The sequence below is a fragment of the Bosea sp. F3-2 genome, from assembly GCF_008253865.1.
Classification (GTDB): Bacteria; Pseudomonadota; Alphaproteobacteria; order Rhizobiales; family Beijerinckiaceae; genus Allobosea.
The window spans coordinates 2,181,242-2,208,130 of the sequence record NZ_CP042331.1; the positions used below are offsets into that span (position 1 = coordinate 2,181,242).

Consider the following 26,889-nt stretch of genomic DNA (forward strand, 5'->3'; position numbering starts at 1 on the left):
TACGGGGAATTTCACCAATCACGCGACCGCCCTCTCACGCCCGAGGAACAGACCGATCACGCGACGGCGGACACGGTCCATGAACCGGTCGAGCGCCGTCGGATTCTGAACGATGTCAGCCCTGTAGAATGACGGGCACAGAACCGCAGCATGGGCGACCTCACCGCAATTGCCACAGCCCACGCAGCCATTGGTAACATGCGCCACCGGTGCGGTCCGTAACGGATCAGAGGATTGTTTGACGGTGAGCGTGGGACACCCCGACAACCGGATGCAGGAGTGGTCGCCTGTACAGGTCGCCTCGTCGACCCCGTAGCGCGTGCGAACCACCCGTTCGCCTTGCTTCAGCTTTTCCGCCTGCTTGGGCTTCTCACGTCGTTGACGTGCCAACATGCACTCGCCTTCGGCGATGATCACCCGCAGACCCTTTCCGCGGGACTGGATCGCCTCCTTCAGGACGTTGACCATGGCCCCGATCCGGTAGCTGCCGACCGTCTTGACCCATTTCACGCCGACACCCTTGAGCGCGTTCTCGATGGCCATGCCGCTCATCTGATCGCGGGAGTTGGTTCCCGTGGACGGAATGTGTTGGTGGCCTGTAGCCGAGGCGTAACCGTTCTTCAGAATGACGAGAACGCCCTCGTCGTGGTTGAAGACATGGTTGGCAATGCCCGTCGTAAGCCCCTGGTGCCAGAACCCACCATCACCCATGATACTGACGACCGGATTCTTGAGCATCGAGGACAGACCACTCGACGACGCGAGGCCCAGCCCATAGCCGAGGATTGTGTTGCCAACCTTGAACGGCTCCAGCGTTGCGAAGCTGTGGCAGCCAATGTCTGCGCTCACATGAACGGGCCCCACCTGCTCCTGCACCAGCTTGATCGCGCTGAACACCGGACGTTCGGGACAGCCTGTACAGAATCCCGGAGGGCGATTCGGCAGCGGCCCGCCGAGGATCTCCAGAGCCTGCTGACGACTCTTCTCGATCTGTTGAACCTTTTTGGTCGCCTCCTGCCCATAGATCATCGAGCTCCGGCCACGGCTCAAGAACTTTGCAAGGCCGTCCATAAGAACGGCGCCCACATACTCACCCGCCTCCGGAAGCATGTTCTTGCCGTTGACGCGGGTCTTCACTTCCGCATCCGAGAGCAGCGCCTTAATCTGCTGCTCGATAAAGTTCGGCTGGCCCTCTTCGATGACCAGAACCGACTTCCGCTCTTTGCTGAAGTTCACGACCTCGTCTGGCACCAGCGGGTAGACGCAGTTGAGCACAAGCATCGGAATGCGCGAGTTACCCGAAGAATCGGCCAGCCCGAGCGCCCGCAATGCGGCGACCACATGGTTGTACATGCCGCCCTGGAGGATGAGGCCGATATCCGAGATGTCGCCCTCGACGAACTCGTTGATCTTGTTTTCTGTTAAGTATTTCAACGCGGCCGGCCAGCGCACGTCGATCTTATGACGTTCCTGGACATAGGTCGCGGGCGGAAGGCTAATGCGATCCTTATTGAAGATCGGAGTTTCGATGAGATCCTTCTTCGACCACTTGGGACGAACGTTATCGCGGGCGAGGAACCGGCCGGTCATATGGCACGCTCGAATGCGCAATTCCATCATGACAGGGGTGTTGCTTGCCTCCGACAATTCGAAAGCGCGCTCGACCTGGTCCACGATGCACCCCAACTCGGGTCGCGGATCGAACAGCCAGAATTGCGACTTCATCGCGAAAGCGTGCGAGCGCTCCTGAATGATGCTTGAGCCCTCGCCATAATCCTCGCCGACCACGATCAAGGCGCCGCCGACTACGCCTGCAGAGCAAAGGTTGGACAAGGCGTCGGAGGCGACGTTCGTACCCACCACCGACTTGAACGTGACGGCGCCTCGGATCGGATAGTTGACCGACGCGCTGAGCATAGCCGCAGCCCCCGCTTCATTAGCGCAGGTGTCGAGGTGTACGCCCAGTTCCTCCAGAAGATCGCTTGCATCCCCAAGGACATCGACGAGGGCCGACACTGGGGCGCCCTGGTATCCGCCTACATACGAAACGCCTGACTGGAGAAGTGCCTTTGTGACAGCGAGAATACCCTCGCCCTCGAAGTATTCGCCGCTACCGAGACGAAGCTGCTTTACTTCTTCCTGATATGAACGCTCAGGCATTACGGCGCCTCCGAAACCGATGAACTCGCGAGTTCATCCAACATTCTTAGGATTTTTGCTTTCAGCCGATCAGTACTTACGATCGCGCGCTGATGAATCACCTTTCCAATCTCACTGGACCCGGCCAGAACGGCGGCAGAAAAGGTGACGGTACGTTCTTGGACAGCAACGACCTCGACATCGATCGTGATCCCCATCCCGATCACAGCCGCCCCCGAATGAGTAAGTTCGACTTTTACGCCGACGCTGTCCTGATCCGAGCCGAGACTCTCCTTGAGCAGATCCCGGCAACTCATTTCGACGTCGAAGAGCATGTTCGGGGTGCCGTAGACCGCCAGTTCCGGCCCCATGAATGTGACCACGCGCGCCGCATCGACGACGACGCGACGCCGAGAGCGCGCACCGGGCTCGATCATAATTTTCTCCGAAGGCGTTTTTCCCTACGCCTAGCTTGCTTATGTCAGTTCACGATTGCAAGCGAAATTATCGCACAGATTACGATTCCCTAGCCCGCTACATCAACCAAATGCCGCGGTGGTCGGCAAAACTCTGACAAGAGATATCACATTTTCTGATTGCTTTCAATCACTTATCTGACATTTTGCGCGGGCTTACGCCTTGTGCAGCTATAACCTGCGCCATCGGCAGGCGCTCAAAACTGCCGCAATCGGCGCCAATTTCAGAATATTCAACGGCCGTTGGGAAATTGTACTTGCGTTCGTGAACTACCTGTGGAAGTTCCTAATAGCCCGAAAATTTCGGCTCAACGCCGCCCGAATTTGAGCGGTCCAAAGTTCTGCATTCCATTTCGTAAGGAGCGATAAGATGGAGCTGCGCGACTTCCCCCCGGCAGAGAGTTCCCCAGAGGCAAAGGCATTTGGCGGATGGCTCGACAACCGACCGCAACTCGGCAAGGCATTCGACCAGGATGTCGCCACGCATTCGGCTTGGTGGCAGCAGGGTCTGGATCTTCTGTCCAAACTCCCCGCGAAGCCCAAGCGCAGCCAGACTGAACAGAAGCTGGCTGAGGCGATCCTGGACGCCTCACGGAAGAAGCGCACGGACTTCCTCGCGGCGCACGGCATTGCAGTCTATGATCGCCTCACCGCAAGCCGGAGCCGGCATGCGCGTGTCGAGGAGCTTGCCTATTCCGCCGCAGCCCTCGTTCCCGGCCTCGTCCCCACCAAGGTCCTGGTAGAGGCCGAAGCCCAGCTTCTCCATAAGGACAAGGACGGGCACGAGTACGATCAAGGGCTCCTGTTCAATCGCTTCCTTGGCGAGCGGGAAACGGGCCTCCACCTCTGTCACGCGATGCTTCGCCCGCGTGCCGAAGCCACCGAGCTCCTCGAACGCCTCACGCGCGAAGGTAAGATCGACCTAGGCACCGCTATGATCGAGCGTCGCGGGACGGCGTCGATCGCCTATATGAAGAACCCACGCTATCTCAACGCGGAAGATTGCACGACGGTCGACAATGTCGAGACCGCCGTTGATCTAGCTCTTCTGGATCCCGCCACCGACATCTGCGTGCTGCGCGGCGCACCCATCACCGGCGGGAAGTACGACGGCCAGAACGTGTTCTGCACCGGCATCAATCTGACGCAGTTGTACCAGGGCAAGATTTCCTACCTTTGGTACCTCGTCCGGGATCTGGGGTTCATCAACAAGATGTTCCGCGGCCTCGCCAGCGACGTCAGCCCTGACGAGATTTTTGGCGACACGCTCGAAAAGCCCTGGGTTGCGGTAATCGAGAGATACGCGATCGGCGGCGGCTGCCAGTACCTGCTGTCCTCGGACTACATCCTCGCGGGCGACGACGCCTACATGACGCTGCCGGCCCGGAAGGAAGGCATCATTCCCGGCATCGCCAACCTTCGCCTCTCGCGATTTGTCGGCGACCGTACGGCCCGCCAAGCAGTGATGTACGACAAGCGGCTGGACTGCGACAGCCCCGAGGGCCGCTTGGTCTGCGACGAAGTCGTGCCCGCCAAGGAGATCGAGGGAGCCCTCGCCAACGTGATCGAGCGGCTGACCACGTCAGGCGTCGTCAGCACGTCCAGCAACCGTCGGGCTTTCCGCATCGCCCACGAACCGCTCGATCTGTTTAGGTCCTACATGGCTGTTTATGCTCGTGAGCAAGCATATTGTCATTTCTCACCCGCGCTTATCGCCAATCTCGAACGTTTCTGGAATGCGGACAAACGCGCCGCATAGGCAACGCTTAGCTTAACGCGAATAACAGTTATCAAAAACTGCAGCGTTTTCTCAGGGAGGAATACAATGTTGAAGTTTTCTGCGTGCGCGATGCTCGCAAGCGCTCTCGCTTGCGGGTATCCCTTGGAGGCGTCGGCGAAGGATATTAAGGTTGGATCGGTCGTGTCTGCGACCGGACCCGCGTCACTGCTGGGCGACCCTCAGAAGCGAACGCTTGAAATGCTCGTGGACGAGGTCAACTCGAAAGGCGGAGTAAACGGGAACAAGCTCTCGCTTGTCATTTACGATGATGGCGGCGACGCCAATGCGGCTCGCACATTTGCGACCCGCTTGGCAGAGCAGGACAATGTCGCAGTCGTTATCGGCGGATCGACGACGGGGACATCCATGGCAATGGCTCCGGTTTTCGAAGATGCTGAAATCCCGTTTATGTCTTTCGCCGGCGCGATCCAGCTGATCCAGCCCGTAAAGAAGTGGGTCTTCAAGACGCCGCACACGGATCTTATGGCTTGCGAGAAAATTTTCGCCGACATCAGAGCCCGCAACTTAACTAAGGTTGCATTGTTGTCCGGAACCGATGGTTTCGGAAAATCAATGCGTGATCAGTGCGTCGCTGCCGCTCCGAAGCAAGGTATTACGATCGTCCATGAGGAAACCTTTGGCCCGCGCGATGCCGATATGACCCCCCAGATCACCAACATCAAAAACAAAGCAGGAGTTGAAGCTGTAATTGTACCTGGTATCGGGCAAGGACCGGCCATTGCGGTTCGGAACTACAAGCAGCTGGCTGTAACCTACCCGCTCTATGTAAGCCACGGTGTGGCGTCGAAGGAATTCGTCTCCCTGGCGGGCGAGGGAGCGGAAGGCGCTCGCCTGCCGGCTGCGGCGCTGCTACTTGGCAGCAAGCTCGCGGACAACGATCGCCAACGGCCCGTGGTTCTCGATTACACTACTCTCTTCGAGAAGAAGGCGGGACAGCCGGTCTCAGGCTTTGGCGGCTTCGCATATGACGGGTTCTACATCATCGTTAATGCGCTGAAGCGCGCTCCGAGCTTGAAGGCCGCAGATATTCGCGACGAGATCGAGAAGACAAAAGATTTTGTCGGAGTTGGTGGTGTCTACAACCTTTCTCCCAAAGACCACATGGGCCTCGATTTGACCGGTTTCCGCATGGTTGAAATCCGCAAGGGCGATTGGGCCGCTGTTCCCTGAACTAATCAGGGTTCGCAGCAGAATCGAAGATATACCTCCAATTTAAAGTTGATGGTCATGTCTGAATTTTTGCAGTTTGCGTCATCCGGGCTCACGATCGGCGCAATCTACGCGTCGGTCGCCCTTGGGTTCACACTGATTTACAACGCGTCACACGTAGTAAATCTCGCTCAGGGCGAGTTCGTGATGCTAGGCGGGATGTCCACGGTATTTTTGGCGGCAGCGGGAATCCCGCTGCCGCTAGCCATGGTGCTAGCCATTTGCATATCGGTCATCGCCGGACTTGCGTTGTATTGCTTTGCGATCCTGCCAGCGCGGGGTGCGGATCCGGTTGCCCTTATCATCATTACCATTGGCGCTTCGCTATTTCTGCGCGGGGTCGCGCAGATTGTGTTCGACAAGCGCTTCCACACATTGCCGCATTGGTTCGGTGAGACACCGTTCAATATTGGCGGAGCGACCGTTCTCCCCCAAAGTGTCGTGGTTGTGGCGGGTATGCTCATAATTCTCGCTGCGTTGTGGGCGTTCATGCGCTTTACGCTATACGGGCGGGCGATACTGGCTGCTTCCAATAACGCTGCGGCCGCGACTTTAGTCGGCATCAATGTTCCAATGATTGTAGCGGTCACCTTCGTGATTTCAGCGCTTCTTGGGGCGATCGTTGGAGTTCTCGTAACTCCAATAACCCTCACAAGTTATGATTCCGGGACAATTCTTGCCCTCAAGGGTTTCGCTGCTGTGATGCTCGGAGGTATCGGGAATCCGCCGGGTGCGATCCTGGGTGGATTAATCCTAGGCCTCGCAGAATCGTTTGGGGCAGGATTCATTTCCTCTCAATACAAGGATGCAATCGCCTTCATTGTTCTGCTGGGCGTGCTCCTTTTAAGGCCCCAGGGGATTCTGGGCCGTGCGGCACTAGAACGGGTTTAGTCCACATGCTCCGCACCATCAATAATCACCATTTTCCGATCGTTCTCGTATCCATCCTAATCTTGGCACTTCCGCTGCTGACGGGGTCAAATTACCATCTACGCGTTGCAAGCGTAATGTTCATCTACGCGCTGGCTGCGACTGGCCTCAATCTGCTGCTTGGACTGGCAGGACAAGTTAGCCTTGGCCACGCGGGCTTTATGGGGATCGGCGCCTACGCAGTAGCTGTTGGGCCGGCGCACTTTGGCCTACCGCCGTTGCTGTCGGCGGTGATGGGCACAGCCGTTGCGAGTGCTCTCGCCTACGTACTCGGAAAGCCAGTCTTGCGGTTGCGAGGTTACTACCTAGCTGTCGGAACGCTTGGCTGCGGCCTACTCATCTATATGGTTCTGAACAATGAGGCGGGCTGGACGGGCGGCCCCGATGGAACGTCTGTGCCTCGCCTTAAGATTATGGGCGAGACGGTGAGAAGCGTATCGACCTGGTATTACATTTGTGGCGGTGCGTTGCTTATCGGGCTTTGGCTAGCAATCAATCTCCGGGAGAGCCCTACTGGTCGAGCTTTGCGAGCAATCCGGGACAGTGAGGTTGCGGCTCGCGTGGTAGGCGTGGACGTAGCGCGCCAGAAGCTTTTTGTTTTTGTCGTTTCTGCCGCATACGCGAGCCTGGCAGGGTCATTGCTCGCGTTCGTGAATGGCCACATTACACCTGAAGCGACTTCTGGATTCCTTCGCTCGATCGAGCTCGTAACAATGGTGGTGCTCGGCGGCACTGCTTCGGTACTCGGGCCTCTTGCCGGCGCTGCTATTCTGATCGTGCTGCCGCAGGTTCTCACCGTGTTTCATGAGTACGAGCATCTCATTCTCGGCCTTATCATGATGCTCTGCATGATTTTGATGAGAAAGGGCCTCGTTCCGTCGTTCACATCTTGGTTTAAGGAGCGCTCCGCATGAACCCGTTGCTCCAAACTGAGGATGTAACGATAGCGTTCGGTGGCATTAAAGCCGTCACGGATGTCTCCTTGTCGGTCTTCAAAGGAGAAATTCTGTCAATGATCGGTCCCAATGGAGCCGGTAAGACAAGTTTCTTCAACCTCATCTCGGGGATTTATAAGCCAAGCCGCGGTCGGATCCTGTTTAAGGGGGACGACGTCTCAGGAATGTCACCAGATCAGCTCTGCCGCCAGGGGTTATGCCGAACCTTTCAGAATCTCCAGGTCTTCTTTGGCATGACGGCACTCGAAAACGTCATGGTCGGACGCCACCGGCATGAGCGGACCAGTCCATTTTTGCATCTGCTGCGCACATCCAACGTACGGCGCGAGAACCTCGCGAGCGCCGAAATTGCTCGTCGTCATCTCGACTTTGTGGGACTTGAGACATCAGAGGCGCGACAAGCTGGGACGCTCCCGTACGGCGCGCTCAAGCGCTTGGAGATCGCCAGAGCTCTCGCCGCTGAGCCGGAACTGTTGCTGCTGGACGAGCCTGCCGCGGGCTGCAATGGCAACGAGACGGCGGAGATCGCTGCGACCATTCGGAAAATAGCCGACCGAGGCATAACGGTCGTCCTCGTTGAGCACGACATGAAGCTGGTAATGCGCATCTCGGACAGGGTTCTGGTTCTTGAACAAGGGCAAACGCTGTGCGTAGGGACCCCCGCAACTGTTAGGGCGGATCCGAGAGTTCAAGCTGCATACCTTGGGCAGCACGGTGCCAAGGAGGCAAGCTATGCTTGACGTTGATAGCCTAACCTGCGCCTACGGCCGCGTCGAAGTGTTGCACAACGTGTCGCTCCATGTCAGCGCTGGTGAAATCGTCACACTCTTGGGAGCGAATGGCGCCGGGAAGACAACTCTTCTGCGCGCGATTTCGGGACTTTGTCCGCCTCGGAAAGGCCAAATCAAGCTTAAGGGCCAACGCCTGGACAACATTTCAGCGCATCGCCGCGTCGCTCTCGGCGTCGCGCAAGCGCCCGAAGGGAGACAGATTTTTACGAACCTATCGGTCGAAGATAACATCCGTTTGGGGAGATGGCGGACGAGATCGAAATCCAGCTCGATCGACGAAGTTTACGAGATATTCCCGGTTCTCGCTGAGCGCAAAAATCAGATCGCCGGAGGATTGTCCGGCGGGCAGCAGCAAATGCTGGCGATTGGGAGAGCGCTGGTCAGCAAACCCAGCATCCTGCTTTTGGACGAGCCCAGCATGGGCTTATCTCCCCTACTGATCGACCAGATTTTCTCAACGATTTTGACACTAAAGAGCAAGGGCATCACTGTTTTGCTCGTCGAGCAGAACGTTGCCGGCGCTCTTGCGATTTCGGACCGAGGATATGTGCTTGAGGCTGGGAGCATCAGCGTAAGCGGTCCGGCCGATCAACTGCTTCATGACCCGAAAGTTATCAGTTCCTACCTCGGGATGTAGGACGCAGCTTGCGCAATGTCAGCTTCTCGCGGCCTCCTGCGGAGGTTGCGAGATTGGTCGTGCCTGTCGATATCCGCGCAGGAACTGCAACTCCTCCTGAGTTACGGTTTTTGGCCCATCAAGCTCAGCATGGCTTGGCCATTAAAGTTGGGTCGCAGCTCGAAATCTCAGAAATCCGACCAAGCTGCAGGACCCGCGGCTCCTTAAGGGTAGGTCGCGCCACAGTTATTTAAAGGATCCTGGCTCACTCGCATGGCCTCACTCGCATGGCGCTGCAATAGAAGAGTCGAGCTCCGGCAGGATGGCGAAGAGGTCGCCGACGAGGCCGTAATCGGCGATTTGGAAGATCGGGGCTTCCTCGTCCTTGTTGATGGCGACGATGACCTTTGAGTCCTTCATGCCGGCGAGATGCTGGATCGCGCCCGAAATGCCGACCGCGATATAGAGTTCCGGAGCGACCACCTTGCCGGTCTGGCCGACCTGCCAGTCGTTCGGCGCGTAGCCGGCATCGACGGCGGCGCGCGAGGCACCCATGGCGGCGCCGAGCTTGTCGGCCACCGGCTCGATCACCTTGCCGAAATTCTCGGCCGAGCCGAGCGCGCGACCGCCCGAGATGATGATCTTGGCCGAGGCGAGCTCCGGACGGTCGGACTTGGCGACCTCCTCGCCCTTGAAGGACGAGTTGCCGGGGTTCTCGGCGGCCGAGACCGCCTCGACCGCAGCCGAGCCACCCTCGCCAGCCGCCGCGAAGGATGCGGTGCGGATGGTCAGCAGCTTCTTGGCGTCGGTCGACTGCACGGTCTGGATCGCGTTGCCGGCATAGACCGGGCGCTCGAAGGTGTCGGCCGAGACGATCTTGCTGACGTCCGAGACCTGCATCACGTCGAGCAGGGCGGCGACGCGCGGCAGCACGTTCTTGCCGGTGGTGGTCGAGGGCGCGACGATGGCGTCATAGCCTTCCGCGAGCTTGGCGATCAACGCGGCCAGCGGCTCGGCCAGGGCATGGCCGTAAGCCGCGTCATCGGCCAGCAGCACCTTCTCGACGCCGGCGAGCTTGGCGGCGGCATCGGCCGCGGCCTTGGCGCCCTGGCCGGCAACGAGGATGTGGACGGGCGTGCCCAGCTCCTTGGCCGCGGTCAGAGCCTTGGCGGTGGCGTCCTTGACGGAGGCGTTGTCGTGTTCGGCGATCAGCAGCGTGGTCATCAGATCACCCCGGCGGTCTTGAGCTTGGAGACGAGTTCGGCGGCGTTGGCCACCTTGACGCCGGCGGAGCGGCCGGCCGGCTCCACCGTCTTGAGCACCTTGAGGCGCGGCGCGACGTCGACGCCCAGCGTCTCGGCCGAGGTCTCGTCGAGCGGCTTCTTCTTCGCCTTCATGATGTTGGGCAGCGAGGCGTAGCGCGGCTCGTTGAGGCGCAGATCCGTGGTGACGATCGCGGGGAGCTTGAGCGACACCGTCTGCAGGCCGCCATCGACCTCGCGGGTGACGTCGACGCTGTCCGCGCCAAGCTCGACCTTCGAGGCAAACGTGCCCTGGCCCCAGCCGAGCAGGGCGGCCAGCATCTGGCCGGTCTGGTTGCAATCGTCGTCGATCGCCTGCTTGCCGAGGATGACGAGGCCGGGAGCCTCCTGCTCGACCACCTTCTTCAGGAGCTTGGCGACGGCGAGCGGCTCGACGATGCCGTCGACCTTCACGAGGATGCCGCGGTCGGCGCCCATGGCGAGGCCCGTGCGGATCGTCTCGGCGGCCTGCGCCGGGCCGATCGAGACCACGATCACCTCGGTCGCCTTGCCGGCTTCCTTGAGGCGCAGCGCCTCTTCCACCGCGATCTCGTCGAACGGATTCATCGACATCTTAACATTGGCGAGTTCGACGCCCGAGCCGTCCGCCTTCACGCGAATTTTCACGTTGTAATCAACCACCCGCTTGACGGGCACGAGTAGTTTCATCACCGAAGCTCCGGATTAGATAGAAGATATTAGGGCACCGCGGACCAAGAGAATAATAGGATCAAATTTAACACTAAGATTTTCGCTTTGAAATTTTCCCATTGAATAAATACTCTCCGGACCCAACCAAATATTGTTCATTCTCCTGAATTCGGCGCTGTGCCGGCTCACCGATATTACTGATCGTAAGAGAGGCCAGCAGGTGGGCGATCGCCATCGCTCCAAGGGTGGATTCCGGGAACGCTTGCCCGGATGTTTGGGCTACGAAATGAAGACGACCCGCAAATTCGCCGACTGGCGCCGCAAAGCTGTCTGTGATCGCGATTACGCGAGCACCTAACTGCGCTGCCCGCTCGGTCAAACCGTGAACCAACCGATTGAATGGCGCGAATGTCACGGCCACGAATGCGTCTCCTGGAAGAATATCTTCGAGAACACTCTCTGGAGCGCCACCCGGACCGTCCAAAAGGATTACATTCGGGCGCGCCTTTCGTAACGTATACGCGAGCGTGTAGGCCGGCGAGAATGCCGTCCGACGACCGAACACGAACACTTTTTGCGCTTCAGAAAGGATAGAAACTGCCTCAGCAAGCTTTTCGGACGACAGATGGTTTTGTGCTTGCTTTACGACATCCAGTTCAGCTGCGAAGAACGAACTGATAAACTCGTCGATTCCGCTGCTCTTTTTTTCAATCAGAGCCTGCGCGCTTTGTTGGTTTCGCTTCAAAGATCCCTTATCGCGATCCTCGCGAGCCTTCATCTTCAAGATGAATTTTTCGCGCAATTCGCTGTAGCCAGGCAGACCAAGGCGTTGAGCTAGTCGGACTAAGCTAACCGGCGGCACACCTGCTCGCCGAGCGATTTCGCGCATCGAGTGAAAAGCAACCTCATCAGGATTGTTGATCAGGTAATGCGCTGCGTCGATGGCTTGCCCCGACAGCTCTGAGCACAGAGCTTTGATGTCTTCGATCAGATCATCCGGCGGCACCTGTTTACTCCTGCGATTGGCCAGGATCTCGCGAATGCCGTCTTGAAGACGACGCTCATTCTCACCGAGATCGATGTGACCATCGCTAGGAAGCGCGGGAAAGTCGAGAGGCCGGGTCGACTGCTCCACGGCCGCCTCTTCACCCACCCGTCGCTTTGGTGCGTTTTCGTCGGTCATTCTATCGTGACGCTGGAGTTGGCCGCCAAATCGGTAGGCTTCAGCGCGTTCTTCAGTTCTCCGAGCCCGGTCGCTCGCACCGTCACCTCGTCGCCGGCCGCCAGGAACACCGGCGGTGTCCTCGCGAAGCCGACACCGGCCGGCGTACCGGTCAGGAGGACGTCCCCGGGATGAAGGGTCATGCCGAATGAGAGCTCGGCGATCAGGCGCTTCACCGGGAAAGCCATCTGTGCGAGGACGGCGTCCTGCATGACCGCGCCGTTCAGCAGGCACTGCAGCCTTATCGCTCCGAGATCGGCAATCTCGTCGCGGGTCACGACGAACGGACCGAGCGGCATGGTGCGATCGATGCTTTTTCCCTTGAACCACTGCCCGCCATGACGCCGCTGAAGATCGCGTTGGGAAACGTCGTTGGCGAGGCAGTAGCCGAAAATGTGGTCGGCGGCCTCCTGCTCCGGGATGCTACGCCCGCGCTTCCCGATGATGACGGCGACCTCGGCCTCATAGTCCCATTTGGACGAGATCCGGCTATCGAACGCAATGTCGTCGCGGGGGCCGATGACGGTATCGGGAGCCTTGGTGAAGAAGGTCGGGGCCTTCGGCAATTCCTTGGCGTCCTGGCCTTCGCGCTTTCCTTGGCCCTCCTGGAAATGGTCGTGGTAGTTCCAGCCCGTGCAGAGAACGTCTCGCCTGAATCGGCCGATCGGAGCGAGAATCTCCAGCGACGCCAGGGGAAGCCGCTGGGCATCCGCTGCCTGGGAGAGAGCCTTGGCCTCTAGGAGAGCAGCCTCGCCTCCCTCGATGATCGGCACCAGGTCATCGAAAACCTCGGGCAGGAGAACGGCGAACTCGGCGTCGATCACGCCGACTCTCGGACGCCCCTCGTGCTTCGTACGAATGAATTTCACTGCCTGCACTCCGGTTTAAACATGTGATGCTGTCGTGATTGCTGATTCCGAGCTGGCCTACTGACGCAGGATCTTGCCCGGATTCATGATATTCGCGGGATCGAAGGCACTCTTGATCGCGCGCATCATTTCGAGATCGAGAGCGCTTTTGAAATGTTCGAGCTCGGCGGCATGCATCATGCCGATTCCGTGCTCCGCGCTGATGCTGCCCCCGAGATCGACACTCACTTCGTGAACGATGAAGTTGGCGAGGGCGGAAGCCTTTTCGCGCTCGTCCTGATCCGCATAGCGTTCGCGATCCAGGACGACGACGACGTGGATATTGCCGTCTCCGATGTGGCCGACATGAAAGACGTCGGCCTGTTCAATTTCGCGGGCGATCCTCCGCTCGACGGTTTCGAGAAACACTGGAAGCTTCGAAATCGGGACCGACGTATCGTTGGCGATCGAGTAGCCCTTGCGGACATTCGCTTCGGACGCACTGTGCCGAAGCTCCCAGATCTTGTTCGATTTTGCGCCGTCAGCGGCGATCACCGCATCGGTGACTAGGCCGGTTTCGAGCGCCTCCCCGAGAATAGTCTCAAACAGCGCTTCGGGCTGGAAATCCACGCTGCTATCCGCAAGCTCGATCAGAACGAACCACGGCGTGGCCAACTCCATCGGCGACTGGCTGACATGGGTATTGGCCAGGATATTCTCGATTTGGCCGCGCGACATGATCTCAAAGGCTTCGACCCGACGGCCCGTCCGTTCCATGAAGAGTTGCAACAAATCGACCGCTGAATTGACGTCCGCGACCGCTACCATCGCGCTCGCGGACTTGTCGGGAAGCGGATAAAGTTTGAGGGAGGCGGCGGTGATGATCCCAAGCGTGCCCTCGGCACCGATGAACAGCTGCTTGAGGTCGTACCCGGAATTGTCCTTGCGAAGCGACTTCAGGCCGTTCCAGATGCGGCCGTCCGGTAGGACGACTTCGAGCCCGAGCACGAGGTCACGCATATTGCCGTAGCGAAGAACGCCGGTTCCTCCTGCATTCGTCGCAACCAGCCCGCCAACCTGGCAACTGCCGGCACTGCCAAGCAACAGCGGGAAGAGTCTCCCCGCGTTCTGGGCTTCCTGCCGCATCGTTTCGAGCACGCAGCCTCCTTCGACGATGAACGAATTGTTGGACACGTCGATTTCGCGAATCCGGTTCATCCGCGACAGGTTGAGCAGCAATGCCGGCCGCTCTTTCGTGGGGACGGCACCGCCTGCGAAGCCAGTGTTCCCGCCCTGCGGAACGACCGCCACGCCGCGGCGCAGGCATTCCTTGACGAGATCGGACACCTGCGTCGCGCTCGTCGGCAATGCGACCGCTAAAGCTTCACCGCTGTATCGGCGACGCCAATCGGTCAGGTAGCCTTCCATAACGGCCGCTTCGTGCAGGACGCCGCGATCATCGACGATGGCGCGCACCGCTTCGATCAGTTCGTGGCGCAAGCGCTTGGATTCGACAGGTGCCATCGCACTCCTCATATCGCGATTTGACGCCTTGGAACCATTTGATCCATACTTGTGTCAAGTAAATCATTTGGTTCTCCATATCCGATGCAAATAGGACGCACGCCAACGGGATACCTGGACACATCACGAGGAGCGGGACGCCTGCGGCCGCGAAGAGGCGTCACGCCGAGAAACGGCAAGCGTTCAGACGCTCATGCGCCCGCGCACGGCGCGGCGGCCGAGCCGCCCTCGGCGATCCGCGCGACTGCGCCCCTGGCGAACAGGAGCCTGATCCAAGCGACGACCCCAGACCACTCTTGAGTTGGATATGGCGATCACACCTCAAACAAAGACAAAAGCCCACTGCAGCAGAGCCCAGATCTCTCTGCTGACGGGGATTAATGTCGACCAGAACGACGCGGTGCCATTGTACCGGCGAATATACAACGAGCTGAAGCGCTTGATATTCGAAGGAAAGCTCTCTCCAGGCGTCATGCTTTCGTCACCACGAGTGCTTGCCAACCAACTGGAGTGCTCGCGGCACACTGTCGCCACGGCATACGACTATCTCGTCTACGAAGGGGTTCTTCGGAGCGAGCACGGCGTGGGAACCTTTGTCGCGGAGAGCGCGGCGGAAGTCGCCGCCCTCAGCCTGCCCGACCCGGCCCGTGAGACTGCGACTTTCTCCATGCCGCCTCTCAGCAGATTCGGGCAGCGATTGAATGAGGAGAACTCGCAGGACGAGACCGATCCACTGAAGATATTCGGCGCATCGGATAGCACGCTTTTCCCCTTTGAATTGTGGAGCCGAATCCACTCTCGAGTGTGGGGCAGAGGAAGAAGACGGCCTGATACGTCATTGCTGATCCAGGGGCACCCCGACCTGCGGCATGCTATCTGCAGGCTGGTGCATCGCACGCGCGGCATACAGGCGTCGCCAGAGCAGGTGCTGATCACCTGCGGGACGACCCAGTCCCTGGACCTGCTACTGCGAGTGCTTCTCGACCCCGGCGACAAACTGATGGTCGAAAATCCAGGCCGGCCGAAAGCCGCGCGGCTCGCAAGAGCCCAAGGCATCCAGCTGATCCCCGTCGACGTGGATGCCGCGGGGCTGAATGTCGCGAACGGCATCGAGATCGCCAGCGACGCCCGCGCCGTGCTGGTGACGGCAAGCCACCATTATCCGACCGGAGCGACGCTGTCCCTCGAGCGGAGATTGGAACTCCTGTCGTGGGCAAGCCGCACGGGCGGCTGGATATTCGAGGACGACTACGACGGGGAGCTTATCGCTGCCGCGCGGCCGATCCTGCCGCTTTTCAGCCTCAGCGAAAATAACAGAATCGTCTACATGGGTACTTTCTCGAAATCGGTGGGCTCTCATTTGAGGGTCGCGTACATTATCGCTCATCCTAAAGTTATATCAGCGCTGGGATCAGCACGGTATTACATTGATTATTTTCCAGCCTTGCTGCCTCAGCCGGTTCTCGCAGCGTTCATCGAGGAAGGGCATCTGGAGGCACACATCCAGCGCATGAGAAAGATCTACAGCGAACGCCAAGATCTGGCGCGCAAGGAAATCACGCGCCAGGCGCATGACGCCTTCGAGCTCAGCCTGGGGGCGCCCAGCCTCTTCCTCCCAGCCTGGCTCTCAGCCACCGAACCGTTAAACGACAAGGACGTCGCGCGTTTCGCGCGCTCGGCCGACATTCCTGCCTTCGACATTTCGAGCATGTATCTGACGCCTCGCCCAAGGCAGGGGATCGTTCTGGGCACGGGGAGAATGAGTTCCGCAGCGATTCCGCAGAGAATCGGGCGCTTTGTCGGAATTCTGAACAGCTCGCGCGCCGTGCACCAGGAAATCTGATACCCGCGTCGCGGGCTGGCGCCCCGAACCTGCTGCGCAGTGCCGCCGCGCTCCTGCAGTATCGGAGCGCGATCCGGACAGGAGCGAACTGGCTTGCTCGGGAGATGCGAACTGGCCTTTTGAGGGTCCCGGCCAGCGCATAGTTCTTTGCTCTCGCAGCGATGAAGCAATGGTCGCGACCCTGAATGGGAGCGCTCGCTGATCGAGGGGGAGCATGCAGGCAATCGACCGCCAGGAGGGTCGCGCGATTAGAGGCGCGGACCTGTCCATCACGAATTTGTATAAGCGCTATGGCACCGTCGACGCCGTTCGCGGCATCGATTGCGCGATCAATCCGGGCGAGTTCATGTCCCTGCTCGGGCCTTCCGGCTCCGGGAAGACCACGCTCCTCATGATGCTGGCCGGTTTCGAGACTGTGACCTCGGGCGCCATCACGATGGCCGGCCACGACCTCACCAATGTTCCGCCCAATAAGCGCGGGATCGGGATGGTCTTCCAGCGTTACGCTTTGTTCCCCCACCTGACAGTCGCGCAGAACATTGCTTTTCCGCTCAGGATGCGTGGCCTCGGCAAGGACGAGACCCGAGACAGGGTGGCCCGGACGCTGGGGATGGTCCGCCTCGAAGGCTATGGCGACCGCCTGCCCCAGCAACTGTCGGGCGGCCAGCAGCAGCGCGTGGCCGTCGCGCGCGCCATCGTGTTCGAGCCGCCGGTTCTTCTGATGGATGAGCCGCTCGGCGCCCTCGACAAGAAGTTGCGCGAAGATCTGCAGATCGAAATCAAGCGGCTGCACCGGGACCTCGGCCTGACGATCGTCTATGTGACGCACGATCAGGAAGAAGCCCTGACGCTCTCCGACAGAATCGCCGTGATGAATCAGGGAAGGATCGTGCAAATCGGCGAACCACGGGGGCTTTACGCCTCGCCTCGCAGTAGTTTCGTCGCAAACTTTCTCGGAAAGACGAACTTCATACGCGGCACGATCTCTGCCGTCTCCGACGACCATCTCGCCATCAACACCCAATCGATCGAACTTCTGGTCCCTCGCGAGCGGTATATGGGCACGGGACGGGCCGAGATCGGTCAGCCGGTCGAAATCTCGGTCCGCCCCGAGAGCATCGAGTTCGTTCAGGACGACCCCGGCGCGTTGCGCGGCATCGTCGAGGGCGTCGTCTTTGTCGGGGCCTACACCACGTACACGGTTCGGTTTCCCGACGGCTCGGTCGTCGACGTTCAATCGACGGGCCGCGACTTTCTGGCCGAAGGCGAAGCCGTCTGGCTGCGTCTTCCGAGCCCGCTAGTCACGATTTTTTCGGAGCGGGCCGAATGAGCTCGTCGGCAGTATCCAAGGAAGCCTCGAGCGGAGGCGCGCTGCCGAACGCCCTGGCCCTCACACTTCTGCTTCCGCTCGTCCTGCTTCTCGCCGGCGCCTTCATCACGCCGATCCTGGTCCTGCTGGCCGAGAGCTTCTTCGCTCCGCAGTTTACGCTCGAACATTACGTTAAGGGGCTCACCCAGCCGCTCTACCTCGGTGTTCTGATGCGGACGATCCGCACGGCCTGCGTCGTAACTGCGATGTGCTTCATTCTCGGCTATCCGGTCGCGCTGGTGATGTCCCGCCAGAAAGGGCGACGGGTCATCTATCTGGCGGCCTGTGTCCTGATCCCGCTTTGGACGAGCGTCCTCGTGCGTTCCTATGCCTGGATCGTTCTGCTCCAGCGCAAAGGCATCGTGAACAATGCCCTGACCGAGCTGGGCTTCATCGGCGAACCGCTGAAGCTGCTCTACACCGACGCGGCCGTGATGCTGGCGATGACGCATGTGCTCCTGCCCTACATGATCCTGCCGATCTATTCGGCGCTGATCGCGATCTCTCCCGACCTCGATAAGGCAGCCCGGAATCTGGGCGCCGGCCCCGTATCGAGCTTCTTCCGGGTCGTATTCCCGAACAGCTTGCCGGGCGTCTACGCCGGAACGATCATCGTCTTCATTCTGGCGCTCGGCTTCTACGTAACCCCTGCTCTGGTCGGCGGCCCCCAGAGCATGACGATCGCCACCCTGATCGCCCAGCAGACGACCGAACTTCTGAACTGGCCTTTCGCAGGCGCCCTGGCTGGCATCCTTCTGGCCGCCACACTCGGACTGGTCTCGGTCTTCGGCCGCTTCCTCCGCATCGGGAAAGGCGCCTGATCGATGCAGTCACTCAAATCGGTCAATTGGGGGCGCCTTTCCCTCAACGCCTACGCCGCGGCGGTGCTCGTCTTCCTGATGATCCCGTCATTGCTGATCATCCCGATATCGCTCGGAAGCGAACCGTTCATCCAGTTCCCTCCCCGCTCGCTGTCGCTGCGTTGGTACTTGGAGCTGATCTCGGACCCGGCCTGGGTCGAGTCCTTCATCTTCAGCCTCAAGATCGCGGTTGCGACAACGGTCACGGCGACGATTGTCGGCACGCTCGCTGCCTTGGCCTTAGTGAGGGGGCGCCTGAAATTCGCATCGGCTCTGCAGGTGCTGACGCTGGCACCTCTCGTAGTGCCGCACATCGTCATAGCCGTTGCGCTTTACCTGGTGTTCGCCCCAATCGGGCTAACGGGCAGCTTCCTCGGGTTCCTGATAGCCCATTCGATGCTGTCGGTTCCGTATGTCGTGATCACCGTCACCTCTGCCCTGCAGAAGCTGGATCCCAGCCTCGAATTTGCCGCGCTCAGCTGCGGCGCCTCTCGGCCCAAGGCGTTCTTCCTGGTGGTCCTCCCCAATATCGCTCCCGGTGTGGCAGCTGGCGCCATCTTCGCATTCCTTGCCTCCTTCGACGAAGCGACCGTCTCGTTCTTCATTTCGGGAATTGAAGGAAAAACCATTACCCGAAAGCTTTTTGAAGACATCGACTACAATTTGACTCCCGTAATCGCATCCGTTTCATCGGTAATATTGATGATATCGGTCCTTCTGATGCTTTTTGTCGAAAGAATGCGTGGAAGCAAATCTCAGGATTGACCCCGTCTGTATTCAGAATCCCAACCCATGAAAAGGATCGCGACAAATGTTGATCATGTATCGTTGTGGAATGCTGCGTCGGTCCGCACTGGTCGCGACCGCGATGATCGGAAGCATGCTGCTGGGCGCGCTGCCTACGAAGGCCGAAGAACGGGTGGTAGTGGCAACCGCCGGCGGCTCTTTCGAACGCGCATTGCGAACCGCCTGGTTCGACCCCTTCACCAAAGCCACCGGCATTAAGGTGATCAGCGTGGTTGCCACAGATGCGGAACAGAGAACCAGAGCTTCCGCCATGGTCCGCGCGGGCCGGGTCGAATGGGACGTTTTCAACAACCACGAGATTCTGGCGGCTTCCAGCGGAAACCGCGCCGTCACCGAGGATCTGACGGAGTTCTGCAAGCCCTACGCCGACGGCTCGAAAGTGGAAGCGGGCACCTGCAGCGCCGCCGGTCTCCGCATCTCGCGGAATGCGACGACAATGGTCTTCAACAAGGAAGCCTTCCCTGGCGCGAAGCCCTCCTCCTGGGCGGATTTCTGGAATGTTGAGAAATTTCCCGGCCGCCGCGCTCTCCCGAGCTTCGGCGACCCATGGCGGGTGTTGGCCGCAGCGCTCCTGGCCGATGGCGTGAGCCCGGCGAACCTGTTCCCACTGGACATAGATCGCGCCTTCAAGAAGCTGGATACGATCAAAAAGCACATCGATCTCTGGTGGCGCACCGGCGACCAGAGCCAACAGGGGTTTAGGAACCGCGACTATGTGCTGGGAATGCTGTTCGCCGTCCGCGCGAATACGCTCCGCGATGAAGGCCAGCCGATCGAAGTCTCCTTCAATCAGGCCTTCATGATCGGGGACAGCCTGCAGGTCATCAAGGGATCCCCCAACCGTGAGGCAGCACTCAAGCTCCTGAAATTCTATATGGACAATCCCGACGTCCAGGCTCGCTACTCGGAAATCACCGGCGTGGTTCCGCCGAGCAACGCCGCCCTCGCCTTGCTGCCCCCTGAAATCAAGGCGAAATTGCCTGCCGCCAGCGCGAACACCGTCCTCGTCGCTCCGGACGCCGACTGGCTAAACGCCAACCAGGCCATGCTCGTCGAACGCTGGAACGCCTGGGTCCAGTGAAGCGAGCATAGTGAGGCGACATCAAAAAGCCGGGGGCCGCCAGCGGCCCCCGGTTTGTTAAAAGCAGTCCGGCTCTCCCCGCGGCATATCAGGCATCCACTGCGCCTTTCGGGAAGCCTGGGCGCCAGCGCCTATTCGTGCCGGGGTTCTTATTGTCCGCCATGCGGCGCGGGGACAGCCGCGCCAATTCGCGTCATGGTCGGCCGGGCCGAGGCTGCCCGCCCAACAGGCCTCGAAGTCGCGGCCGGACTGGCCTGCAACTCGGCCGCAACCCAACGCTACAACTGAACAAGAGAAAAGCACTGTCGGAGCGTCGTTCGGCGCTCTGGATCAATTCTTACGGAGCGGGAGTGCCTATGAGTGACGAACGGGTTTCGGCCGAGCATTTTCGCAGCGCGCGCTGGTTCGCCGCGAACGACCTGCGCGGCTCCGGGCACCGTGGGCGCGCCGGACAGATGGGCTACTCCCCCAAGGAGTATCGCGGCAAGCCCGTCATCGGGATCCTGAACACCTGGAGCGACATCAGCCCGTGCCACCAGCATTTCAAGACGAGAGTGGACGACGTCAAACGCGGCGTGCTCCAGGCCGGCGGCTTCCCCATCGAGTTGCCGGCGATCTCGTTGTCCGAGCCCTTCCAGAAGCCGTCCACGATGATGTATCGCAACCTTCTGGCGCTCGAGACCGAGGAACTCCTGCGTTCCTACCCGGTCGACGGGGTCGTGTTGATGGGCGGCTGCGACAAGACCGTGCCCGCGCTCGTCATGGGCGCGATCTCGATGGATCTGCCGACCATTTTCGTGTGCGCGGGCCCTATGATCCGGGGGCACTATCGCGGCAAGACGATGGGCTCCGGTTCCGACAGCTGGAAATACTGGGCGGACCGTCGCGCCGGGCTGATTTCCGAGGATGAGTGGGAGACGATCCAGCAGAGCATCAACCGCTCGCCCGGCACCTGCATGACCATGGGCACCGCTTCCACCATGTCGGCACTCACCGAGACCCTCGGCCTGACCCTGCCGGGCTTCTCCTCGGTGCCGGCCGTCGATTCGCAGCATATAAGGCTCTGCTCGGAGAGCGGCCGCACCATTGTCGAGGCGACCTGGCTGGACAGGAAGCCGTCTAAAATCCTCTCGCGCGAGAGCTATCTCGACGCGGTGACCGCTTTGATGGCCTTGGGCGGCTCCACCAACGCTGTTATTCACCTGATAGCCATGGCTAGCAGAGGCGGCATCGATCTTTCGCTCGATGATTTCAACGACATCGCCGAGAAGACGCCCGTCATCGCGAACATCCAGCCGATCGGCACCTATCTGATGGATGATTTCTACTCTTCGGGTGGGATCCTGGCCGCGCTGAACCGCATTTCCGGAATGCTCCACCCCGATCGCCCGACGATCAACGGCAAGACCCTGAGGGAGAACTTCGCAGGGGCCGACGTCTTTGACAATGACGTCGTCAAGACGCTCGAGGATCCTGTCGGAGATCGCGGCGGACTAGTGGTTCTGCGCGGAAACCTAGCTCCCGAAGGCGCAGTAATAAAGCCTCATGCGGCCGAGGCCCATCTGCGCGAACACGTCGGTCCGGCCCTGGTGTTCGACAGCTACGACGAGATGAACGAAGCCGTGAACCGGGACGATCTCGAGGTCTCGCCGGACACGATCCTGGTCTTGCGAAATGTCGGGCCGGTGGGCGGACCCGGGATGCCGGAATGGGGGATGCTGCCGGTGCCGAAACGCCTGCTCGCCGCAGGCGTGCGCGACATGGTTCGAATCTCCGACGCCCGGATGAGCGGCACGTCCTACGGAGCCTGCGTTCTTCACGTCTCGCCGGAATCCTATGTAGGCGGGCCCCTCGCCATCGTCCAAAACGGCGATCGGATCAAACTCAGCGTCGCGAGCCGGGAGCTGAGCCTTCTCGTCAGCGACGAAGAAATCGCTGCAAGGCGAGCGAAGTGGACCGCGCCGCGCCCGCGCTTCGAGCGCGGCTACGGGGCAATCTACAGCAGTCAGGTGACGCAGGCTCATCAGGGCTGCGACTTCACCTTCCTCGAGAGAGGCCCCGCCACGCCGGAGCCGGAAATCCATTAGCGGCGGCACGAACCGCCAGGAGAACGATCACAATGTCTGACGCGCCAACATTCTTGATCTATGTCGAGAATGCGAAAAACGCCGAGCCCGTTCACCGCATCGACGTCGCCGCGCTCCGCGAATCCGTCAGCGCAGTCTCTCCCTCGATTGAAGTGAGCGAGGGAGAGACCGATTCGCCGGATCTCCCCTCGCTAGAAAAAGCGACGTTCTTTATCGGCGGCCAGATCAACAAGGAGAGATTGAAACTTCACGCCAAACGACTGGCGATCGTGCACTCGCTCAATGCCGGCGTCGAGAAGCTGATGCCTCTGGACTGGCTCCCCGCTTCCGCCACTCTGACAAACAGCCGGGGCATCCACGGCGTTCGGGCCGGCGAATTCGCGATGATGGCGCTGTTGATGCTGAACAATCGCGCGCCCCACTATGCAAGCCTGCAGCGCAATCGCTCGTGGAAGCGCACCTTCTGCGATCCGATACGCGGGAAGGTCGCCATGATCTTCGGTGTCGGCTCGCTCGGCGGCGCTGCGGCGGCGGCCGCCAAGGCTCTCGGATTGCAGGTGTGGGGCGTTCGCCGAGACGGCGCACCTCACCCAGCGGTGGATCGGATGTTCACGCCAGCTGATTTTCGTGAGGCACTCGGAGAAGTGGACTATCTGCTCCTGTCTTGTCCGCTCACGCCAGAAACCCGCCGTGTCATCGGAGCAGAGGAGTTGCGTCAACTGCGCCCAGGCGCGGGGCTGATCAATATTGCCCGGGGCGACGTCATCGATGAGGAGGCGCTGGCTGCGTGCCTGCGCGAGGGGCATTTGTCGGGAGCAGTCCTCGACGTCTTTCAGCAGGAACCCCTGCTTGACGGCTCCAAGCTTTGGGACGTGCCGAATCTGGCGATCTTCCCGCATGTCTCGTCGGACAGCTCCGTCGGTTATGCGGCCGCGAGCGCAGCCATCTTCACGGATAATGTGGAGAGATGGGTCCGCGGGAAGCCACTTCGGAACGTCGTGGAGCCATCGCGCGGCTATTGAAGCGCCACCGCGCTTCTGGCTGACGGCCAGCGGCACAAAATCTGCACTGCGCATGGGTAGCTCGGGCGCGCGGAGCCCGAGCCGAACAGAAGGCGCGCCGCACCCCGGCGACGCAAGCTCGACAGGAGCAAATTTCGCGACGCCGCAACCCTAGAACCATTTGATCCCACGTATTGCAATCGCAATCATTTGATCCTACCATCGCGCTACAGATGCCAGCCATGGTGGGTAATGAAGGTTTCGTATCACGCGAGTTTCCCAGGTTTTGAGCCCGCAATTCATTGCAGGGTCGACGGCGCCTCGTTCCACACTGCAAAGATTTCTTCCGATCTGGCCGACTTGAGCCATGGAAGCGATGCGCTCCTGATTTTGGCGACGGACTACACCGCGGAATTCGCGGAGATCATTCGCCGGCCCGGGAGCCGCCTGAAGCTCGTTCAGTTTTTGTCCGCCGGCTTCGAGAGCGCTCAGCTCTATGGCGTTCCGGCGGGCGCCAGCGTGTGCAATGCCAGCGACGTCTGGGCCCCGGTTGTCGCTGAGCATGCGGCTGCGCTCACGCTGGCGCTCGTCAGGCGGATCCCGGATCTGGAGCGGCGCAGGCAAACGCGCTCATGGGACCGTGCCGCATTCAACGCCAGCCTGACCTCTCTCGACGGGGCGAACGTGGCAATCCTCGGCTATGGTATGATCGGACAAGAGATCGCCAAGCGCCTCAAACCGTTCGGCCCCCGACTGATAGGGATTTCGCGGTCAGCAAAGCCAGCCGCGCTTCTCGACGAAGCCATCTCTCTTGACGACCTCAATGATCTCCTGCCGCACATCGACGTGCTGATCAGTGTCCTGCCCGCCTCAGCCTCGACACGACATTTCGTCGACGCACCCTTTCTCGAACGGATGAAGCCAAGTGCCTATTTCGTGAATGTCGGGCGCGGGGCAACGGTCGACGAAACCGCGCTCGTCGACGCGCTGCGCGACCACCGCCTTGGGGGGGCGGCGCTCGACGTGTTCGAGCAGGAACCCCTGCCGGAGACGAGCCCGCTTTGGGCGTTCGAGAACGCGATCCTGTCCCCACATGCGGCAGGCTACGGCAGCCCCGGAATCATAACCCGCGCCCACGCTCTCTGTGAGGACAATCTCACCGCTCTGCGCGACGGGCAGGTACTGCGCAGCCAAGTGGATCTGAGCGGCGCCTGAGAGCACCGCTTCTTCGCAACCTTGAATCATGAGGAAACCCAATATGTCGATGAAGGCAATTTAACTTTTCTTGATGTTAGCGCTGCCGTAAATTGATCAACAGATCGGCTTGTCCCACTCCCAAGCAGTACTTCGAATTCGAACGTATTGTTTTCGGAAGACACTTTATTCTCCCCGAGTAGAGCCGAGAAAATACCTTGAGCAGCGCAAAACAACATCGGCGAGGTCAAACATGAATTTCGAGGCTTCCAATACTGCTGACGAAGCATCCTTCGCCGAAGGTGGCGACCGAGTGAGCCCCGAAACGACACGGCCGGTCATTTACGGCACGAACGCTGTCGTTTCGAGCGGGCACTGGCTGACCTCGCATGCAGCGGCGCAGATGCTGCTCAAGGGCGGCAACGCATTCGATGCTGTCGCCGCTGCGGTTTTTGCAGCCGCGGTCGTGGAGCCCACGGCCTCCTTCTCGCTCGGCGCGGAATGCGTCTTCATTCTCAGGGAAGCTTCGGGGCAGGTTCGGAGCCTGTGCGGACAAGGCCCCGCGGGACTTGCGGCGACGCCACAGTATTTCGCCGAGAAAGGGCTTCAGTCGATCGCCACCGGCCCTGGCGAGAGCGCGCCAGCCACCTTCACGACGCCCGGCGTCGTAGCCGCTACGCTCCGCTTGCTCGGCGACTACGGCCAGTTGCCGCTCCAGACGATCCTCGCTCCGGCGATCACCTATGCGCGCGACGGCTTCGTCTGTTACGAATATATGCACTCCCGGCTGAGCGAAGCCGGAATGAAGCAGCTCCAGCTGTTCAATACGGCCGGCGCAGAGCTCTTTTACCCGCAGGGGCGAGCTGCGTCCCCCGGCAGCCTGATCGTCCAGAGCGCTCTCGCGAGTGTTCTGCAGCAACTTTCCGACGCCTCGGACTTGCCCGACCGGCAGGCTGGCCTCAATGCGGCGCGCGAGCTGTTCTATGCCGGGCCGCTGGCCAGGAAGATCGCCTCAGCCTCGCAGGCGCTCGGCGGCATCCTGACGATCGACGATCTCGAAGCCTATTCCGAAGAATTCGAACATCCGGCCGAGGTGACTTACCGGGGCCACAAAATCCAGAGCCAAGGTTTCTGGTCTCAGGCTCCGATCGTCCTACAGACGCTGAATATCCTCGAGCATTTCGATCTCAAGAAATTGGGTTTCAACACGCCTCAATACATTCATGTCGTCACCGAGGCGCTGAAGTTGGCGTTCGCCGACCGCGAATTTTATTATGCCGACCCCAAGTTCTGCGACCTCCCGCAGAGCGATCTGCTGGACAAAGACTACGCCCGCCAGCGGGCGAGCCTCATCGATCTGTCCCGTGCCTGTCCGGAATTGCCTGTTGCCGGGCAACTTCACGGCGCGACTACCGGCGAGAAGCCACGGCCCGTCCTGATCGAATCCGTCGGCCCGGAATACGGAACGACACATATTTCTGTCGTCGACAGTCACGGCAACACGGTCGCAGCGACGCCGAGCGGCGGCGCATTCGGCAAGTCAGTGTTTCTCGACGAACTCGGTTTCACGCTCAGCACCCGTAGCGAGATGCTGAATCTGGATAGCGATCACCCCAACTGCGTCGCACCGGGAAAGCGTCCGCGAAGCACGTTGTGCGCCTATGCCGCTTCCGCGCCTTCGGGTGAGTTCTTCACGTTCGGTTGCCCGGGCGGGGACGCGCAGACGCAGGGCAACCTCCAGATCATCCTGAACACGATTATCTGGGGCATGGACCCGCAGCAAGCGGTGGAAGCGCCGCGATTTGCGACCAATTCGGTGCCCAATTCGTTCTATCCGCACAACTACTTCCCGGGACGTCTCTCTCTTGAAGACGGAATCTCGGAAGCGACTGCCAGTGCCCTGGAAAAGCTGGGCCACGAGGTCGTCCGCACCGCCACCTGCGGCATGGGTGCGATCGTGACGCGGCTGGAGCCCGGCTCCGGGGTCAGAGCCACCAGCTCCGACCCCAGGCGCTCCTGCCACGCTCTGGGCTGGTGAACCCGCCCGAAAGCAACTGAGCCACCAACTCGCCAATCAACACCAACAAGGGGACGTCATATGGCGATCAATCGTAGAGAGTATTTAAAGGGTACAGCCAGCGTCGCGGCGGGAGGTCTGCTCGGTGGCTCACTCGGGTCGATGC

Annotated in this window: 22 protein-coding genes; 15 read left to right on the forward strand and 7 right to left on the reverse strand. The window is 60.2% G+C overall.

The genetic code is table 11. The features are described 5' to 3' along the window. Window positions 1-18 precede the first annotated feature (18 nt). Both FQV39_RS10175 and FQV39_RS10180 read right to left on the reverse strand, forming a co-directional pair. Window positions 19-2,160 (reverse strand): thiamine pyrophosphate-dependent enzyme, encoded by a 2,142-nt coding sequence (locus tag FQV39_RS10175; RefSeq protein WP_149130183.1) that lies wholly within the window; start codon window positions 2,158-2,160, stop codon window positions 19-21. Next, complete coding sequence (locus FQV39_RS10180; RefSeq protein WP_149130184.1) at window positions 2,160-2,576, reverse strand: thioesterase family protein; 417 nt, start codon at window positions 2,574-2,576, stop codon at window positions 2,160-2,162. Before FQV39_RS10180 ends, FQV39_RS10175 begins: the two co-directional genes overlap by 1 nt. Window positions 2,577-2,985: 409 nt before the next feature. On the opposite strand from FQV39_RS10180, the gene FQV39_RS10185 reads away from it, so the two are divergent. The 6 genes from FQV39_RS10185 (at window position 2,986) to FQV39_RS10210 (ending at window position 8,939) form a co-directional block, all read left to right on the forward strand. Further along, window positions 2,986-4,374, forward strand: a complete 1,389-nt coding sequence (locus tag FQV39_RS10185; protein ID WP_149130185.1) for an enoyl-CoA hydratase/isomerase family protein — start codon at window positions 2,986-2,988, stop codon at window positions 4,372-4,374. Window positions 4,375-4,440: 66 nt separating this feature from the next. Continuing rightward, window positions 4,441-5,586 (forward strand): ABC transporter substrate-binding protein, encoded by a 1,146-nt coding sequence (locus FQV39_RS10190; protein ID WP_149130186.1) that lies wholly within the window; start codon window positions 4,441-4,443, stop codon window positions 5,584-5,586. A 57-nt stretch (window positions 5,587-5,643) separates the two neighbouring features. Further along, window positions 5,644-6,516: a branched-chain amino acid ABC transporter permease gene (locus FQV39_RS10195; protein ID WP_149130187.1), complete on the forward strand. Its 873-nt coding sequence runs from the start codon at window positions 5,644-5,646 to the stop codon at window positions 6,514-6,516. Window positions 6,517-6,521: 5 nt separating this feature from the next. After that, the gene (locus tag FQV39_RS10200) at window positions 6,522-7,469 is read left to right on the forward strand and encodes a branched-chain amino acid ABC transporter permease (RefSeq protein ID WP_149130188.1); all 948 of its coding nucleotides are present in this window, start codon (window positions 6,522-6,524) and stop codon (window positions 7,467-7,469) included. Then, entirely contained in the window at window positions 7,466-8,251 is a 786-nt protein-coding gene (locus FQV39_RS10205) for an ABC transporter ATP-binding protein (RefSeq protein ID WP_149130189.1), read from the forward strand. The genes FQV39_RS10200 and FQV39_RS10205 overlap by 4 nt, the downstream gene beginning before the upstream one ends. Further along, window positions 8,244-8,939, forward strand: a complete 696-nt coding sequence (locus tag FQV39_RS10210) for an ABC transporter ATP-binding protein (RefSeq protein ID WP_149130190.1) — start codon at window positions 8,244-8,246, stop codon at window positions 8,937-8,939. Before FQV39_RS10205 ends, FQV39_RS10210 begins: the two co-directional genes overlap by 8 nt. Window positions 8,940-9,197: 258 nt before the next feature. Here the strand turns inward: FQV39_RS10210 and FQV39_RS10215 are convergent, their stop codons facing one another. From FQV39_RS10215 to FQV39_RS10235, 5 genes are all read right to left on the reverse strand, one after another. After that, a complete protein-coding gene (locus FQV39_RS10215; protein ID WP_149130191.1) occupies window positions 9,198-10,142 on the reverse strand; it encodes an electron transfer flavoprotein subunit alpha/FixB family protein in 945 nt (314 codons plus the stop codon). Beyond that, window positions 10,142-10,888, reverse strand: a complete 747-nt coding sequence (locus FQV39_RS10220; RefSeq protein ID WP_149130192.1) for an electron transfer flavoprotein subunit beta/FixA family protein — start codon at window positions 10,886-10,888, stop codon at window positions 10,142-10,144. The genes FQV39_RS10215 and FQV39_RS10220 overlap by 1 nt, the downstream gene beginning before the upstream one ends. Before the next feature lie 73 nt (window positions 10,889-10,961). Then, on the reverse strand, window positions 10,962-12,053 hold the full coding sequence (locus FQV39_RS10225) for a MurR/RpiR family transcriptional regulator (protein ID WP_248313312.1): 1,092 nt from the start codon (window positions 12,051-12,053) through the stop codon (window positions 10,962-10,964). Then, window positions 12,050-12,961: a fumarylacetoacetate hydrolase family protein gene (locus FQV39_RS10230; protein WP_149130193.1), complete on the reverse strand. Its 912-nt coding sequence runs from the start codon at window positions 12,959-12,961 to the stop codon at window positions 12,050-12,052. Before FQV39_RS10230 ends, FQV39_RS10225 begins: the two co-directional genes overlap by 4 nt. Window positions 12,962-13,018: 57 nt before the next feature. Then, the gene (locus FQV39_RS10235; RefSeq protein ID WP_210251195.1) at window positions 13,019-14,464 is read right to left on the reverse strand and encodes an FAD-binding oxidoreductase; all 1,446 of its coding nucleotides are present in this window, start codon (window positions 14,462-14,464) and stop codon (window positions 13,019-13,021) included. 307 nt (window positions 14,465-14,771) lie between these two features. Between FQV39_RS10235 and pdxR the strand changes: the two genes are divergently transcribed. The 9 genes from pdxR (at window position 14,772) to FQV39_RS10280 (ending at window position 26,744) form a co-directional block, all read left to right on the forward strand. After that, window positions 14,772-16,307: a MocR-like pyridoxine biosynthesis transcription factor PdxR gene (gene pdxR / locus FQV39_RS10240; RefSeq protein WP_149130194.1), complete on the forward strand. Its 1,536-nt coding sequence runs from the start codon at window positions 14,772-14,774 to the stop codon at window positions 16,305-16,307. A gap of 214 nt (window positions 16,308-16,521) precedes the next feature. Next, window positions 16,522-17,637, forward strand: coding sequence for an ABC transporter ATP-binding protein (locus FQV39_RS10245; RefSeq protein WP_149130195.1), 1,116 nt, complete (start codon window positions 16,522-16,524; stop codon window positions 17,635-17,637). Then, window positions 17,634-18,497 carry an ABC transporter permease gene (locus FQV39_RS10250; RefSeq protein WP_149130196.1) on the forward strand — a complete coding sequence of 288 codons (864 nt, stop codon included), beginning with the start codon at window positions 17,634-17,636 and terminating at the stop codon, window positions 18,495-18,497. The genes FQV39_RS10245 and FQV39_RS10250 overlap by 4 nt, the downstream gene beginning before the upstream one ends. Window positions 18,498-18,500: 3 nt before the next feature. Continuing rightward, complete coding sequence (locus tag FQV39_RS10255; protein WP_149130197.1) at window positions 18,501-19,301, forward strand: ABC transporter permease; 801 nt, start codon at window positions 18,501-18,503, stop codon at window positions 19,299-19,301. A gap of 46 nt (window positions 19,302-19,347) precedes the next feature. Next, window positions 19,348-20,424 carry an ABC transporter substrate-binding protein gene (locus tag FQV39_RS10260; protein WP_248313313.1) on the forward strand — a complete coding sequence of 359 codons (1,077 nt, stop codon included), beginning with the start codon at window positions 19,348-19,350 and terminating at the stop codon, window positions 20,422-20,424. A gap of 356 nt (window positions 20,425-20,780) precedes the next feature. After that, complete coding sequence (araD, locus tag FQV39_RS10265) at window positions 20,781-22,511, forward strand: L-arabinonate dehydratase (protein WP_149133769.1); 1,731 nt, start codon at window positions 20,781-20,783, stop codon at window positions 22,509-22,511. Window positions 22,512-22,543: 32 nt separating this feature from the next. Further along, on the forward strand, window positions 22,544-23,533 hold the full coding sequence (locus FQV39_RS10270; RefSeq protein WP_149130198.1) for a D-2-hydroxyacid dehydrogenase: 990 nt from the start codon (window positions 22,544-22,546) through the stop codon (window positions 23,531-23,533). Between the two features lie 231 nt (window positions 23,534-23,764). After that, entirely contained in the window at window positions 23,765-24,727 is a 963-nt protein-coding gene (locus FQV39_RS10275; protein WP_149130199.1) for a D-2-hydroxyacid dehydrogenase, read from the forward strand. 232 nt (window positions 24,728-24,959) lie between these two features. Then, on the forward strand, window positions 24,960-26,744 hold the full coding sequence (locus tag FQV39_RS10280) for a gamma-glutamyltransferase family protein (RefSeq protein WP_149130200.1): 1,785 nt from the start codon (window positions 24,960-24,962) through the stop codon (window positions 26,742-26,744). Window positions 26,745-26,889 lie beyond the last annotated feature (145 nt).

Bases quoted from the DNA above. Each gene is read 5' to 3' on its own strand.
- FQV39_RS10205 (WP_149130189.1), top strand. From the start codon at position 7,466: ATGAACCCGTTGCTCCAAACTGAGGATGTAACGATAGCGTTCGGTGGC.
- FQV39_RS10235 (WP_210251195.1), bottom strand. From the start codon at position 14,464: ATGGCACCTGTCGAATCCAAGCGCTTGCGCCACGAACTGATCGAAGCG.
- FQV39_RS10255 (WP_149130197.1), top strand. From the start codon at position 18,501: ATGCAGTCACTCAAATCGGTCAATTGGGGGCGCCTTTCCCTCAACGCC.
- FQV39_RS10220 (WP_149130192.1), bottom strand. From the start codon at position 10,888: ATGAAACTACTCGTGCCCGTCAAGCGGGTGGTTGATTACAACGTGAAA.
- FQV39_RS10250 (WP_149130196.1), top strand. From the start codon at position 17,634: ATGAGCTCGTCGGCAGTATCCAAGGAAGCCTCGAGCGGAGGCGCGCTG.
- FQV39_RS10195 (WP_149130187.1), top strand. From the start codon at position 5,644: ATGTCTGAATTTTTGCAGTTTGCGTCATCCGGGCTCACGATCGGCGCA.
- FQV39_RS10245 (WP_149130195.1), top strand. From the start codon at position 16,522: ATGCAGGCAATCGACCGCCAGGAGGGTCGCGCGATTAGAGGCGCGGAC.
- pdxR (WP_149130194.1), top strand. From the start codon at position 14,772: ATGGCGATCACACCTCAAACAAAGACAAAAGCCCACTGCAGCAGAGCC.
- FQV39_RS10275 (WP_149130199.1), top strand. From the start codon at position 23,765: ATGAAGGTTTCGTATCACGCGAGTTTCCCAGGTTTTGAGCCCGCAATT.
- FQV39_RS10175 (WP_149130183.1), bottom strand. From the start codon at position 2,160: ATGCCTGAGCGTTCATATCAGGAAGAAGTAAAGCAGCTTCGTCTCGGT.
- FQV39_RS10280 (WP_149130200.1), top strand. From the start codon at position 24,960: ATGAATTTCGAGGCTTCCAATACTGCTGACGAAGCATCCTTCGCCGAA.
- FQV39_RS10270 (WP_149130198.1), top strand. From the start codon at position 22,544: ATGTCTGACGCGCCAACATTCTTGATCTATGTCGAGAATGCGAAAAAC.
- FQV39_RS10185 (WP_149130185.1), top strand. From the start codon at position 2,986: ATGGAGCTGCGCGACTTCCCCCCGGCAGAGAGTTCCCCAGAGGCAAAG.
- FQV39_RS10225 (WP_248313312.1), bottom strand. From the start codon at position 12,053: ATGACCGACGAAAACGCACCAAAGCGACGGGTGGGTGAAGAGGCGGCC.
- FQV39_RS10260 (WP_248313313.1), top strand. From the start codon at position 19,348: ATGTTGATCATGTATCGTTGTGGAATGCTGCGTCGGTCCGCACTGGTC.
- FQV39_RS10200 (WP_149130188.1), top strand. From the start codon at position 6,522: ATGCTCCGCACCATCAATAATCACCATTTTCCGATCGTTCTCGTATCC.
- araD (WP_149133769.1), top strand. From the start codon at position 20,781: ATGAGTGACGAACGGGTTTCGGCCGAGCATTTTCGCAGCGCGCGCTGG.
- FQV39_RS10190 (WP_149130186.1), top strand. From the start codon at position 4,441: ATGTTGAAGTTTTCTGCGTGCGCGATGCTCGCAAGCGCTCTCGCTTGC.
- FQV39_RS10210 (WP_149130190.1), top strand. From the start codon at position 8,244: ATGCTTGACGTTGATAGCCTAACCTGCGCCTACGGCCGCGTCGAAGTG.
- FQV39_RS10215 (WP_149130191.1), bottom strand. From the start codon at position 10,142: ATGACCACGCTGCTGATCGCCGAACACGACAACGCCTCCGTCAAGGAC.
- FQV39_RS10180 (WP_149130184.1), bottom strand. From the start codon at position 2,576: ATGATCGAGCCCGGTGCGCGCTCTCGGCGTCGCGTCGTCGTCGATGCG.